Origin of the sequence: Bartonella gabonensis (assembly GCF_903679515.1) — a bacterium.
In the GTDB taxonomy this organism is placed as follows: domain Bacteria; phylum Pseudomonadota; class Alphaproteobacteria; order Rhizobiales; family Rhizobiaceae; genus Bartonella; species Bartonella gabonensis.
Genome location: NZ_CAHOYM010000010.1, coordinates 20,460 through 35,952 on the forward strand (window position 1 = coordinate 20,460; position 15,493 = coordinate 35,952).

Annotated in this window: 9 protein-coding genes; 8 read left to right on the forward strand and 1 reads right to left on the reverse strand. The window is 35.3% G+C overall.

All coding sequences use genetic code 11. From position 1 onward, the window contains the following. The first annotated feature begins 149 nt into the window (after window positions 1–149). The 7 genes from proS (at window position 150) to HWX04_RS03455 (ending at window position 10,900) form a co-directional block, all read left to right on the forward strand. Entirely contained in the window at window positions 150–1,475 is a 1,326-nt protein-coding gene (gene proS / locus HWX04_RS03425; protein WP_175868814.1) for a proline--tRNA ligase, read from the forward strand. Between the two features lie 11 nt (window positions 1,476–1,486). Further along, window positions 1,487–2,755, forward strand: a complete 1,269-nt coding sequence (locus HWX04_RS03430) for a lipoprotein-releasing ABC transporter permease subunit (RefSeq protein ID WP_175868815.1) — start codon at window positions 1,487–1,489, stop codon at window positions 2,753–2,755. Beyond that, complete coding sequence (locus HWX04_RS03435) at window positions 2,755–3,435, forward strand: ABC transporter ATP-binding protein (protein WP_175868816.1); 681 nt, start codon at window positions 2,755–2,757, stop codon at window positions 3,433–3,435. Before HWX04_RS03430 ends, HWX04_RS03435 begins: the two co-directional genes overlap by 1 nt. 66 nt (window positions 3,436–3,501) lie before the next feature. Continuing rightward, entirely contained in the window at window positions 3,502–3,789 is a 288-nt protein-coding gene (locus HWX04_RS03440) for an FAD assembly factor SdhE (protein ID WP_175868817.1), read from the forward strand. Between the two features lie 5 nt (window positions 3,790–3,794). Continuing rightward, on the forward strand, window positions 3,795–7,295 hold the full coding sequence (gene mfd / locus HWX04_RS03445) for a transcription-repair coupling factor (RefSeq protein ID WP_175868818.1): 3,501 nt from the start codon (window positions 3,795–3,797) through the stop codon (window positions 7,293–7,295). A 218-nt stretch (window positions 7,296–7,513) separates the two neighbouring features. Beyond that, window positions 7,514–8,371: a hypothetical protein gene (locus tag HWX04_RS03450; protein WP_175868819.1), complete on the forward strand. Its 858-nt coding sequence runs from the start codon at window positions 7,514–7,516 to the stop codon at window positions 8,369–8,371. A 1,917-nt stretch (window positions 8,372–10,288) separates the two neighbouring features. Continuing rightward, entirely contained in the window at window positions 10,289–10,900 is a 612-nt protein-coding gene (locus tag HWX04_RS03455) for an invasion associated locus B family protein (protein WP_175868820.1), read from the forward strand. 88 nt (window positions 10,901–10,988) lie between these two features. On the opposite strand, the gene HWX04_RS03460 is transcribed toward HWX04_RS03455, so the two are convergent. Beyond that, window positions 10,989–13,619 (reverse strand): Rne/Rng family ribonuclease, encoded by a 2,631-nt coding sequence (locus tag HWX04_RS03460; protein ID WP_175868821.1) that lies wholly within the window; start codon window positions 13,617–13,619, stop codon window positions 10,989–10,991. Between the two features lie 612 nt (window positions 13,620–14,231). Between HWX04_RS03460 and HWX04_RS03465 the strand changes: the two genes are divergently transcribed. Beyond that, entirely contained in the window at window positions 14,232–15,461 is a 1,230-nt protein-coding gene (locus HWX04_RS03465; RefSeq protein ID WP_175868822.1) for an N-acetylmuramoyl-L-alanine amidase, read from the forward strand. The last annotated feature ends 32 nt before the right edge of the window (window positions 15,462–15,493 follow it).

The following is a 15,493-nucleotide window of genomic DNA, read 5'->3' on the forward strand; positions in this document are numbered from 1 at the left end:
TCAATAAGAAAAATAGAGAATAAAGCACAACAAATTTTTAAACAATAAGATCGTTATATTTTCAAGTATTCAGAATATGGCTATAGATGAATAGAGGGTATGTTAAATTGTTCCAATATGATAGATCTGAGTAGGAGTTAATTATTTCAATGCGTCTTTCTCAATATTTCCTTCCACTTTTAAAAGAGAATCCTAAAGAAGCAGAAATTGTTTCTCATCGCTTCATGTTGCGTGCTGGAATGATTCGACAACAAACATCAGGGATTTATTCTTGGCTTCCGTTGGGGAAAAAAGTGCTTGATAAAGTTTGTAAAATTATTCGTGAAGAGCAAGAACGAGCTGGTACAATAGAAATATTGATGCCTACAATTCAATCCGCTGATCTTTGGCGTGAAAGCGGTCGTTATGATGATTACGGTTTGGAAATGCTCCGTATTAAAGATCGTCAAAAGCGTGATTTACTTTATGGTCCGACCAATGAAGAGATGGTGACAGATATTTTTCGCTCATATGTTCGTTCTTATAAAGATCTTCCGCTTAATTTGTACCATATTCAATGGAAATTTCGTGATGAAATTCGTCCACGTTTTGGTGTGATGCGGGCACGAGAATTTTTAATGAAAGATGCTTATTCTTTTGATCTTGATTATGAAGGCTCTAAAACATCTTATAATCGTATGTTTGTTGCTTATTTACGAACTTTTTCTCGCCTTGGTTTAAAAGCAATACCCATGCGTGCTGATACAGGTCCAATAGGGGGGGAACTCAGTCATGAGTTTATTATTTTGGCCGAAACAGGCGAGAGCGCTATCTTCTGTGATAGACAGTTTCTTAACCTCAGCGTTCCTCATAGTTCTGTCGATTTTAGTGATAAAGCTGTTTTAGATGATACGGTTAAACAGTGGACATCTTTTTATGCCGCGACGGAAGAAATGCATAATGAAGAAGAGTGGGCTAAAATTTCTGAAGAAAATCGTCTTTCAGCGCGTGGTATTGAAGTTGGGCATATTTTCCACTTTGGGACTAAATATTCTGCTTCGATGGGAGCAAAAGTTATGGGACAAGATGGAAAAGAGCATGTGGTCTCTATGGGGTCTTATGGGATTGGGCCTTCACGTCTTGTTGCAGCCGCTATTGAGGCTTCTCATGATGAAAATGGTATCATTTGGCCAAAGTCGATGGCACCGTTCGATTTTGGGATTATCAATATGAAACCCGATGATAAAAAATGTACAAAGGCATGTGAGTTTCTCTATCAAGGATTAAAAGATGTTGGTTTTGATCCATTATTAGATGATAGAAATGAACGTCCTGGATCAAAATTTGCAACAATGGATTTGATTGGCTTGCCAACGCAAATCATTGTTGGTCCTAACAGCATCGCACAAAATGAAGTTGAAATTAAAGATCGAAAAACAGGCGTAAAAAGATCTCTAAAGGTTGAAGATGTACTCAGCCAACTTTCTATACTTTAATAGGCAATGTTATGAAGAGGCTGAAAAATAAATGGTTTTCATCTTATGAGTGGATGATTGCTTTTCGTTATATGATTCCCAATAAAAAGCATGCCGTTGCATCTGTTATTTCCATTATTTCTCTTATTGGGATTATGTTGGGAGTCTTTGCGCTGGTTGTTGTTATGGCGGTGATGAATGGCTTTCGTACAGAACTTCTCAATCGTATTCTTGGTATGAATGGGCATCTTATTGTTCAAACAGTTGATTCTGGTTTTTCTGATTATAAGACTCTTATTTCTTCTTTAGAAGCTACAAATGGTGTGAAGTTTGCTTTGCCTGTTATTGAAGGTCAAGCGCTTGTTCAAGGTGAAGTCCAAGGTGGCTCTGGCGCGTTAGTTCGTGGTATGCGCAAACAAGATCTAGAAAAACTTAAAACAGTTTCTCAAAACATTAAATTAGGATCGATTTCTCGATTTGATCAAGAAGAAGGAGTTGCAATTGGAAGTGGCTTAGCAGAAAAATTAGGACTTACAGTTGGGAGAGATCTTCGTATTATTACTCCCGATGGTGATGAGACTCCTTTTGGAGTTACACCACGTGTAAAAGCTTATAAAGTCATTGCTATTTTTGAAGTTGGTATGTCTGAATATGATTCAATATTTGTTTTTATGCCTCTTCATGAAGCACAAATGTTTTTTAATTTAGGCGATAAGGTTCAGGCTTTAGAATTATTTCTAAACAATCCTGATACTGTTGATCAAATAAAACCTATGGTAGAAAAAGCAGTTGATCAACAGGTCTATTTAATTGATTGGCGTACGCGCAATCAGGCTTTTTTTTCAGCCTTACAAATTGAACGGAATGTCATGTTTTTCATTCTTTCTCTGATTGTTCTTGTTGCTGCTTTAAATATTATTTCAGGCCTTATTATGCTTGTAAAAGATAAAAGTCATGATATCGCAATTTTACGCACGATGGGTACTCAACAGAGTGCGATTTTGCGTATATTTATTATCACAGGAATGATGATTGGTTTTATTGGAACGATATTGGGCTTAATTTTAGGTGTTATCGCGACCGCGAATATTAATCATATCCAAGACTTTATATCTTGGTTATTTAATGTTGATGTTTTTAATCCTCAACTTTATTTTTTAACAAAATTGCCTGCACAAATTGATTGGAAACAAACTGTTTTGGTTGCTATTATGGCTTTATTCTTGTCATTTCTTGCTGCTCTCATTCCGGCATGGCGCGCTGCTAAGTTAGATCCTGTGCAAGCCTTGAGGTATGAATAATGACAGCGATTTTAGAGCTTGTAGAGATTGAAAGACGCTTTTTTGAGAGTCATAAACCGCTCATTGTTTTAGATAAAGTGAATTTTATTCTTAATCGTGGAGAGCTTGTTGCTCTTGTGGCTCCATCTGGAGCTGGAAAATCAACACTTCTTCATATTGCTGGGTTATTAGAAAAACCAACCGCTGGTGATGTGTTGGTACGGGGTGTTTCTTGTGCAAAACGCTCTGATAGCGAGCGAACAGCTATCAGACGAAATGATATTGGTTTTATCTATCAATTTCACCATTTACTTCCAGAGTTTACAGCTTTAGAAAATGTCATGATGCCGCAAATGATAGCAGGGTTAAATAAGTCCATCGCAGAAGATCGTGCGCGTAAATTATTGATGTACCTGCGTGTTTCTCATCGAGCGAACCATCGTCCCTCAGAGTTATCGGGAGGAGAGCAACAACGTGTTGCTATTGCACGTGCCGTAGCAAATGGCCCTTCGGTTCTTTTGGCGGATGAGCCTACAGGAAATCTCGATCCCGTCACTTCAGCTTATGTCTTTCAAGCTTTATCTGTCCTTGTTCGTCAATCTGGTCTTGCTGCTCTTATTGCAACACATAATTATGCTTTAGCAAAGCAAATGCATCGTCGAATTACACTTAAAGATCAGAAGATTATTGAACTTCCTTAAAGGCAAGGTATAAATTTTATACGACTAATTGAATGGTTTATATTACTTTATTCAAGGAGACTTTTTATGACAGGTTTTGTCGTTGACAAAAATCAATTGGATGTGCGTCGTCGCCGGTTGATTTTTCGTGCATGGCATCGTGGTATTCGTGAAATGGATCTCATTTTTGGACATTATGTTGATGCTCATATCACTGGAATGAATGATAAAATGCTTTCAGAACTTGAATATATTATGTCTTTTGATGATCGTGATTTACTCACATGGATTACCGGAGAAATTTTACCACCCTCTGAAATTGATAGTCCTCTTTTTCGTGATATTGCCAATTACCATATTTACTTAACTTATTGATTTCAATGTCTATATTTAAAAAAGTTGTTATTCCCAAAAATAGTCCTGTTCATATGATTTTTGATGGCGTTACTGATGGCTTTGAAGCCTTTGCCCTTGCTAAATTAAGTTCAGAAATTGCACAAGGTAAACCACTTATCTATGTTGTCCGAGACGGAACAAAAATTGCGCATTTACAACAAGTTTTAAATTTTATTGAGCCCAATTTGCCCGTCCTTCAATTTCCTGCATGGGATTGTTTGCCTTATGATCGCGTGTCACCAGGAATTGCTATTATGGCACGTCGACTATCAGCATTGGCACGCATGGCCAATTTACGTCAAAATCCGCATCCTGCAATTATACTGACAACAGTAAATGCAATTATGCAAAAATTACCTCCCCGTGAAATGATAGAAGCTCAGCTTATTCATGCACATGTGGGTCAACGCCATAACATGGGGAATCTCATTCAATTCCTAGAAACCAATGGTTTTGAACGCGTTACGGTTGTCCGTGATGTTGGTGAGTTTGCTGTAAGAGGAGGAATACTTGATATCTTTTCTCCTATGGATATTGAACCTTTACGTCTTGATTTTTTTGGAGACACCCTAGAAAGCATCCGCGTATTTGATCCAGAAAGTCAAAGAACAACACGCCAAAAAGATGAACTTTTACTACAGGCAATGAGCGAGGTTGTTTTGACAGCTGAATGCATCAGCCGTTTTAAAAGCAATTATACCCTTACATTTGGTGTATCACAGAAAAATAACATGCTTTATGAAGCAATTGCTCAAGGTCGGCGTTTTTCTGGTATGGAACATTGGCTTCCATTTTTTTATGAAAACCTTGATACTTTTTTTGACCATTGTGGCAACTTATCGCTTGTTTTTGAACATCTCATAGAAGAAGTCTTCATTGAGCGCTATCGCCTTATTGAAGACTATTATAACGCGCGTAAAGAGCGGAAAAATGATAAAGAAAATACGACGTCTTATCATCCGATAGATCCTAGTCTTCTCTATTTAACGCCAGAGCGTGTTTTAGAGTGTGTGCAACAATCTTCACAGCGGATTGATTTTTCACCTTTTAATATACCACAAAGTTTGGAACAAACAGTTATTCACACCAATATTAAACAGGGATATGATTTTGTAAAAGAGCGTAATGCGCAAGAAAAAAATGTTTTTTCAAGTGTTATTGATCACATCGCATCTTTACGCGCTGCTGGCAAAAAAATACTTTTAGCCTGTTGGAGTGAAGGATCTCTCAATCGTTTGCTACAAGTTCTTGAAGAGCATGGATTGAAAAAAATAGATGTAGTAAAATCCTTGCAAACTGTTAGAGCGACACCACGAGATCGCATATTAGCAGCTGTTATCATGATAGAGCATGGTTTTGAGGCTGAAGATTTAGCTGTTATAGCAGAGCAAGATATCTTAGGTGATCGCTTCATCAGATCGCCAAAGCGGCGTAAGAATAATACAAATTTTATTTCTGAGATTTCTGCTTTAAATTCTGGTGATTTTGTTGTGCATATTGATCACGGTATTGGCCAATTTATTGGTCTAAAAACCATCACCACGACGGGAATTTTACGAGATTACCTTGAAATTAAATATGCTGGAGGTGATTTACTCTTTTTACCTGTTGAAAATATTGAGCTTCTCTCACGTTATGGCTCAGAAGGAACAGAGGTAACTTTAGATAAATTAGGGGGTGTTGCTTGGCAAGCACGTAAAGCTCGGCTTAAAAAACATTTATTAGAAATGGCAGGGCAATTAATCCGTATAGCTGCGGAGCGTGCGACACGTGCTGCGCCTGCTTTACTTCCACCAATTGGACCGTTTGATGAATTTGTTGCATGCTTTCCTTATGAAGAGACAGAAGATCAAATGAATGCTATTGATGCTGTATTAGATGATTTGGCATCAGGTAAACCGATGGATCGCTTAATATGTGGCGATGTTGGCTTTGGAAAAACAGAAGTGGCCATTCGAAGTGCTTTTGTTGCGGCATTAAATGGATATCAGGTTGCTGTTGTTGTGCCTACAACTTTGCTCTCACGACAACATTACAAAACTTTTATTTCACGTTTTCAAGGGTTACCTGTTAAAATCGGTCACGCATCAAGACTTGTAAAAGCTAAAGAACTCGCACAAGTCAAAAAAGGAATTTCAGATGGTACGATTGATATTGCCATTGGAACCCATACACTCTTAAGTGGTGGAGTCAATTTTTTACGGTTAGGGCTTCTTATCATTGATGAGGAACAGCATTTTGGCGTCAAACATAAAGAACGCCTAAAAGAGCTTAAAAGCGATATTCATGTTCTTACACTTTCAGCCACTCCTATACCACGCACTTTAGGATTAGCATTATCAGGGGTTCGTGAACTTTCATTAATCACCACTCCACCCATTGATAGAATGGCGGTTCGTACTTTTATTTCACCGTTTGATTCAATTGTTATACGCGAAACATTGCTTCGAGAATACTACCGTGGTGGACAAAGTTTTTATGTCTGTCCTCGCATTTCAGATCTTGGCTTTGTAGAAGAATACCTTAAAACGCATGTTCCAGAGCTCAAGTTCGTGATAGCACATGGACAAATGCCGGCTGGACAACTTGATGATATTATGAATGCATTTTACGATGGGCAATATGATGTTTTGTTATCGACAACCATTATTGAATCCGGTCTTGATATTCCAACAGCCAATACATTAATTGTGCATCGTGCTGAAATGTTTGGTCTTGCTGCTCTTTATCAATTGCGTGGTAGAGTAGGGCGTTCAAAACAACGCGCTTACGCACTCTTTACTTATCCTTCGGGTAAAGTTTTAACCCCTGCAGCGGACCGTCGTCTTAAAGTGTTACAATCTCTTGATACATTGGGGGTTGGATTTCAGTTGGCAAGTCACGATATGGATATTCGTGGTTCGGGCAATTTTTTAGGTGAAGAACAATCAGGACATATCAAAGAAGTTGGATTTGAACTTTATCAAAAAATGCTTGAAGAGGCTGTTGCTGAATTAAAAGATGGAGAACAGAGTGAAGATAAACAATGGTCACCTCAAATTTCACTTGATACAACCGCGATTATACCAGAAAATTTCGTGCCTGATTTGCCGTTACGTATGGGATTTTATCGTCGTTTAACAGAACTTAATGATTTAGAACAAATCGATGAATTTGCAGCTGAATTAATTGATCGTTTTGGTCCTTTACCACTTGAAATTCAAAATCTTCTTAAAGTTTTTTATATTAAAATATTATGTCGAAAAGCCCATGTAGAAAAATTGGATGCTGGACCAAAGGGTATGATTATACAATTTCGTAATAATTATTTTTCAAATAGTGTTGCCCTTGTCCAGTGGATTGCAAAACAAGGTTCAATGGCAAAAATCAGACCAGACCAAACTATTGCCCTTATTCAGAATTGGCCCACAGTTAATGAAAGACTTATTGGAGCAGCAACGATTATGACACAGCTTGTAGAAATGGCAGAACAACATTCTGTTTAAAGAAGTTTCTTTTTCTTTTCAGAATTATCCCTTATTTTCATAAGATAAAATTTAAGTTGATAATAAAAGAATCCCTTACATAGCTATTTACGGATTATTTATTATAATACGTATTGATATAATTAAGAAAATAAATTATCCTATATAGCCACGATAAACACTTCCATATAAGTGCTTTTTGTAAATTCTCTAAACAATAAAATTTAGGTCAAGATGAGATGCTTTCTCCATTACAAAGGTTGCTAACGATAGTTTTTTTGTTACTCACTTTAATATATAGCGTAAAAAATTCTTATGCTGAGTTTAACTTGCCCAAATTATCACTTTCCGATTTAACGCTTGAGGAGAAATACAAGCGCATTAAAGAAAGAATACAAGCTATTGAAAAGAGGAGAAAATTTATTGAAACGAAATTTCCTGATTTAATGCTTTCGCAAATACGCATTTATAATATAGAGCATGATAAGCTTATACAAGAGCGAAAAGAGCTCATTGATGAAGGACTTCACTTAAGTTTTGAATTGCGTGATTTAGCGAAAGAAAAAGAGAAATTGGCATATGAAACGCATAAAGCAAAAGAGTATAAGATAGGGGAGTATGAAAAGAAGGTAGGTAAAGTAAAAGAATATTTGAAATCTCGGCGTGCTTATGAGTTGGGATTAAGTAGTGATGCGGAGGATATGGAGATTTTTAACGATAGAGCTATTGATAGAGTGATTAAGGAGTATCCTACTTTTATTCTTTCTTGTAAAATTCAAGAGAGTATATTGTACAGTGATGTAGGAACTTTATTACAGAGAGATTTTGGTTGGAAACAAGAAGATTTTAGTTGGGCGAAGGATGCAGTTAATTCAATAGATCCTGAATTAATCAAGTATTTTGAAGAAATGATGCTGGTTAGTGTCTCTGATTATGAAAAAAAGATAATCAATGGTATAAAGGATATGATGACAGTTGACTCTTCAGCTGTAAAAAGTGCTCCTTTATTTTGTAAAACTATTAGAAAAATACATAATATAATGCTTCCCGAAAAGAGAAAGAATATTATGAGCCATATGGAATCTTATGTTGAATAATAGTTTAATTAGAGGAATTTTTTTTACAATGTGTGTAAAATAGAAAGGCATTAATTTTTCATCAACGATGCATTTGAAACAGTTTATAAAAAATAGTTCTATAAGAATAAAGAATGGAGCATTAAAATTTACTCATGAAAATAAAGTAAAAATAACATCAGCTACTTTTTTATTATGCGTGAGTATATTTATTTTCAGATAATTAATCGTTTAGATGATGAATGTATTTCGTATCTTAAATATTGTTTATTAATACGATCAGAGCTATGCTTCATAGGTCTTAGTGGTTTTATATAGGCAGTAGAATGATGTTTTAAACTTATTCCTGTATTAAACTTATTAACGATTTATATATTTGATCCTGTGGAAGATGCTATTTGTACAGTGGTGGAATATGTGGATATTTAATATATAAGCTTAGAGCTATCCATTATTCGGAAAATTTAAAAAAGTAACTCGTTAAAAATTAAGAGCTTTGTTTAAGTCATGAACTGAAGCAATTAAGTCGACATCTAAATGTGTATTGAGCGCTGCTGTTATCATTGCTTCTATAGCAAGATTATTTGTTCCAAAAAAATTAAACCTCCTTTTAATCTTTGAAAAAATCAAACCTTGATAGTTTACTTGTTCGTTTTATGAAGAAAGGAAAGTTTTTAAATTTTGCTATAATTATATCGTATTCAGATATTTAAAAATGTTTTTGATTTGCTTATCATCGATAGTTCTTATTTCAATACGAATGCTCATATTGCTCAGTACACTTAAACTTATTTCATGAGGGTGTCCGTGAATAAAATTTCTCATGAAGTGTATAAGATCTATTATTATCATTTTTGTTTAATAAAAATATAAGCTGGCACTATCATACAATATTGAGGGCTGGCAAAGTGTGTGATGGTGCCAGCTTGTTTCCTTCATAAGCGTAAAATAAGGGGGCTTAATGGTTTTAATCATTATATCTGAAAGGCACTACCGCGAAATGGATTTAGGTGTCTTCAAAAAGCGCGTGAATAATGTAATACAATGGTACGCTGTTCTTCATGAGGGGTATTAACCCATTAAAAAAGTGCAATAAATAAAAGCCTGTGATAAAGCGTGGTTTTCAATATAAAAACGCTAAATTATTTTTATAAATTAAAATGTTATTCTCTTTTAAAGAAATTTTTTTATCAAAATATTTTCAACAGTTATAGGTTTTCTGTCCGAGAAAATATGTTGTTAAATTAAGAAAAAAGTAATTCCTTAGGAGCGTATTTTAAAAACTCCACGTTTTCAGCCAAAAGCTATAAAGCGCACAGTTTTATTACGAAAACTGTTTTGTGACAAAAGCATACCATTATTGTTTCATAAACAAGGATAAAAAATTGGCTACAGAAATTTTTTTTACAATTTTTCAAAAGCTGCAGATTAGGAATGGATTTAGTTCTTTAAATGTTCTTATAAGTTAACGTTATCCTTTTCATTTATGCTAGGGATGTATAAAAATATGAGTTTTATTTGACATTTTCAACTTCATGCATGGTAATATTTTTTACTAGAGCCTTATAGCCTAACATGAAAAATAATAAGTATAAAAAGTCTAAATTCGTAAGATTTTTAGAATAGAATGGGAGTTTATTTTAATTGATATTGCAATATTGATTCGTTTGTGTAATCTTAGCGCAAATGCACAGAGGTGTTTTATGGATGAATTGCATCAAGTACCCGTGTGTTTAAAGAGGGGAGTGCTATATGGGTGTACAAAGTTTAAATGGCTCGTCGTAGTTTTTTTCTCTAAWTTTGATTTTTTTTTATATATTGAAGTAAAAATAATAAGATTTAAGTGTTATTTCATTATAATTTAATAAATTTAAGTTGAAATTATATTTAATATTTTTTTAAGTTACTTAAGAGCGCGTTGAAAGGATTAACTCAATCATGTCGCATAAAAATGTTTATTCTGCTGTTTCAGTATTAGTTGGAGCCGCTGCCCTTTTTCTTATAGCTGGTATTTCTGCAAATGCGCAAACTTTATCGCAAGGTTGGTACAAAGTTTGCAGTAAACAGCAAGATGTTGATATTTGTAATACAATGAATACTGTATTATCGAATACGGGACAACCTTTAACGGCTTTTAATCTTGTTGAAATAAAAGGGAAGCAAAATGAAAAACGTATAGGCATTCAAGTGCCTACAGGTCGTTTTTTGCCAGAAGGTGTTCACATTCAAATAGGTGATGGCTTCTCTAAAAAAATTCCTTATATCATTTGTAATGGACCAAGTTGTATTGCCAATGATGTCTTAGATGATAAGCTTATTGCAGCTATGAAAAGTGGTACAAAAATGGTTGTTACCACAATTAATTTCCGTGGTTCAGCTAATCCTATTGAATTTTCTCTTAGTGGATTTACAGCAGCGTATACCGGTCCTGGTATGGAAGAAAAAGATTTCCAACAAGAACAAATAAAGCTGCAGCAAGCCATTCAATCAAATCAAAAAGAAATTGAAGAGCGTATGCGGGCTGAGCAAGAGAAAGCAAAACAAAATTAATACACACACGTCATAGAATTGGTTAAAACTTTYTTTATAAGTATTTATTAAGACCGCCACAATTTTTTGTGGCGGTTTCTTTTTATTATTAATTTTTTGAAAGAGTTTTGCGTTTCCACCAACCAATACGTGCAGTTTTAGGAGCATCATTAGACGTTGATGAGATAACAACAGGTTGGTTAATTGTTTCTTCAATTTGGGAAGGAGAAGGTTCAACAGCTTTCTCCATCTTCATATCAGTTTCTTTCGCTAATGTTTTTTGTATTTCTGTCGTCTCTTTAGACGATGATTTTTTACGTGTTCTACGTGTTGATTTCTTAGTATTTTCAGGAGTTTTCTCCTCTATCTCATGAACAGATTTGTCTGCTTTTTTTGTTTTAATTTTACGTACCGAACTGCTTTTGGGTTTTTCTTCAAGAGATTTTTGTTCTGCGACATTTTGAGCATTCTCTAGAGAAAAATTATTTTCTACCGCCTTTGAAAAACGTGTTTTACGTTTTTTAGGTTTAACACTTGTATCAACTTTTGTCGCTTCCTCTTTCTGTTGTACCTCGAGAGCTTGTGTATCGTTTTTTATTTCTTCAAGTTGAGAAGATTTAGCGGATGGAACACGACGTTTGCAGTGCGCTGCTTTAATTTCTTCTAAAGCCTGCTTAGCAAAATCTCCTACTGGTTCTGCGTAAGGAATGCGAATCTGATGAAAATTATTATCTTGATTACGTCGACCACCACGACGTCCTCGACGGCGTCCTCGACGATGAGAATCATCACTCAACGTATCTTCTTTTTTATGAACGATAGAGAGAGAATAATCAGTAATTTTATCGTTGCGATTTTTGCCTCGACGTTTTTGATTTGTTTCAATGGGAGGGGGATTTTCAATAGATTCACTTTTTATGAAAACAGAATTTTCAATTTCTTGCTTATTGTCATCTTCTAATGAAGATTGAGAAATGCTTTCTGCTATTGTGCCTTTAGAAATAACAAGATGTTGCGTTCCAATACTATCATCTGCTTCAATACTAATATTCAGTTTAAAGCGTGCTTCTAAATTAACAAGAATATTGCGTTTATGATTTAACACATAAAGCGCTGTTGCTACGGGTGTGCGCACAATAATATTATATTGCGAATTATGAAGAAGATATTCTTCAATTGAGCGCATGACATGTAAAGCAATGGATGATTCAGAACGTACACTTCCTGTTCCTGCGCAATGGGGGCAAGGTTGTGTTGTACTTTCTAAAACTGATATGCGAATACGTTGACGGCTCATTTCTAAAAGGCCGAAGTGTGAAATATGGCCAACTTGAATACGCGCACGATCATTTTTTAAACAGTCTTTTAATTTTTTTTCGACCAGTCGCACATTGCGTTCTTCAAGCATGTCAATAAAATCAATTACGATTAAACCAGCAAGATCACGTAAACGTAATTGACGCGCTACTTCTTCTGCAGCCTCAAGGTTTGTTTGTAAGGCTGTCTTTTCAACAGAGAATTCTCTCGTAGAGCGTCCAGAATTTACGTCAATAGCAACAAGTGCTTCTGTTTGATTAATAACAAGATAACCACCAGATTTTAAAGAAACCTGTGGTTGCAACATTTTATCAAGCTGAATTTCAATATTATTTCTTGCAAAAATAGGTGTAGGATCGCGATACGGTTGCACGACTTTTGCATGACTTGGCATAAGCATACGCATAAAGTCTTTCGCTTCACGATATCCTTGGTCTCCAGAGACAAGAATTTCACTAATGTTTTTATCGTAAAGATCTCTAATAGAACGCTTTATGAGATTGCTTTCTTCATGAACAAGGCATGGTGCCGTTGACTCAAGTGTCAAAGTGCGAATAGTGTCCCATAATCGCATAAGATATTCATAATCGCGTTTAATTTCAGCTTTTGTTCTATTAGCGCCAGCGGTTCGTAAGATAACGCCCATACCCTTTGGAACGGCTAACTCTTTTACGATTTCTTTAAGACGCTTACGGTCTTGCACATTCGTAATTTTTCGTGAAATACCACCACCGCGTGCTGTGTTGGGCATCAGAACAGAATAACGCCCTGCTAGAGAGAGGTATGTTGTAAGGGCGGCACCTTTATTACCACGTTCTTCCTTGATGACTTGCACCAACAAAATTTGACGTCGTTTAATCACTTCTTGAATTTTATACTGGCGCCCTTGTTTTCTTTGATACGTTGGGAGCTCTTCACGGATGTCTTCAGCACCGACCATTTCAATTTCATCATAAGAGACATCGGTATTTAATATTTCTTCTGTATGATTAATTGTTACAGCTTCGGATGCAATATCATTTTCAACATCGGCTGCTATAACATTGTTTTTCGCATTTTTTTTTGTTCTTCTGGAGCGTTTTTTATTTTTAGTTATTTCTTCCGTGAAAACATCTGCTGATTTTTCTCCTACAGCTGCTTTTTCCTCTTCTTCAAGAAGAGCAAGGCGATCAGCAATAGGAATTTGATAATAGTCAGGATGAATTTCAGAAAATGTTAAAAAACCATGTCTGTTTCCACCATATTCAACAAAAGCTGCTTGGAGAGATGGTTCCACACGCGTAATACGTGCAAGATAAATATTCCCCTTGAGCTGTTTTTTATGTTCTGATTCAAAATCAAGTTCTTCAATTTTGTTGCCGTGAACAACAACAACACGTGTTTCCTCCGGATGAGAGGCATCTATAAGCATTTTGTTTGACATAAGTTAATATCCTGAAGGCGACATGCACAATTTTATTCAAACGAACGGTATAATTATTCGTAGACGTAAAGGGCTGTCTGCCATAAAAGGGAGGTACCAGAAAAACAGGATGGAACATCACATGTAAATGCATGATTGCATTTACACCATTTCTCATCATTATCTTCATCTGTGTTTTATGACTCATATCTCTTAAAAGTCTCTGGTAAAATAATCTTTAAAACAGTTCGGATATCCGAACCAACGAATCTTAAGTAATGCAATCCTAATTTTATAACATAGAAATTTTTCATCCATAACAAAGTCTCAACGCATAATAAGCAACAACCCCTTTAAAGACAACTTACTATGAGTTACAGATAATTTGGTCTATTATCAGCTAGGAAGCACCAATATTCTTTTATGTTGATATCATGCGTTTGGCAAGTAACAATGTAAATCATGTATCATGATAATATTTTTATTACCTTAATTTTGCTTTTGGGTGCTTATAATGAATGGATTTAGCATTTATTGAAAAATAGACAATAAATTTGGTGTATCGTTTTTATATAACCAAGATAAATTATTATGAATATCGTCTAGAGTACTTTGCTTATGATAAGAGGGCTTATGATAAGAATTTTTTTTACCCAAAAGCTGAAAACAGCCCATTGGGCTGTTATTGTGCAATTCATATGCTTTTTATTATTTTTTTTGCTATGCCAAACCAGTGTTCAAGCCGCAGATCCTTTGAAACTTACCAACTTTCGAACCATTGGTGATAGTGCTCATACGCGTATAATTGCGGTTTTCAATACAAAACCAAATGTTCGTTTGCAGATTTTGGATAGGCCTGCACGTTTGGTTATCAATTTACCGACAATTGACTTTTCAATGCAAAATATGCCTTTAAAGAAACAGAATGCATTATCCCTTATGCTCTCAGATGTGCGTTATGCTTTCTCTGACATACAGACTTCACGCATTATTTTAACAAGTAAAACAGCTTTTGTTGTTGAAAAAACTATCATAAAAAGATTAGACAATGGTTTATGGCAGTTGTTGATTGATATTCATAAAAGTACACAAGAAAAATTTGATCAGATATTAAAGAGCCAGCAAAGGAGCAATTTTGATACAAAACTACCGTTGATTCCGGCACAAAATTTTCGTGTTGTTCTTGATCCTGGTCATGGTGGTATTGATGGTGGTGCACGGGGGGTTACTGGAATTTTAGAAAAAGATGTAACTTTAGATTTTGTGCGTGCATTGCGAGATGAATTACAAAAAGACTCTCATATTAGTGTTGCTTTAACGCGTGATTCTAATATTTTTTTAAGACTAAGTGAAAGAGTTAAAAAAGCGCAAGAGTTTGATGCTGATCTTTTTATATCCATTCATGCGGATACGATTGATGTACATTCCCTTCGCGGTGCTACAGTGTATACCATATCAGATAAAGCTTCTGATGCCATTGCGAAATCTTTAGCTGAAAGTGAAAATAAAGTTGATTTGCTTGATGGTTTGCCAGCAGATGAAACGCTTGAAGTTACAGATATCTTAATGGATCTTACACGACGTGAAACGCATACATTTTCGGTTAATTTTGCAAATAGTGTTATTTCAAGTTTATCAAAGAGTCATATCAACTTGATCAATAACCCTCATCGCTATGCTAATTTTCAAGTTTTAAGAGCTTCAGATATACCCTCTGTCTTGATAGAGATCGGTTATTTATCCAATAAAGAGGATGAAAAGTTATTAAACGATCCTCATTGGAGAAAACAAATGGCTGTTTCTATTGCTCATTCTATTCGTCAATTTGCTGATTATAGACAGAAAATGGTACAGCCTCTTTAAATTTGTAAGAAAATAGAGTAATCAATATGAGA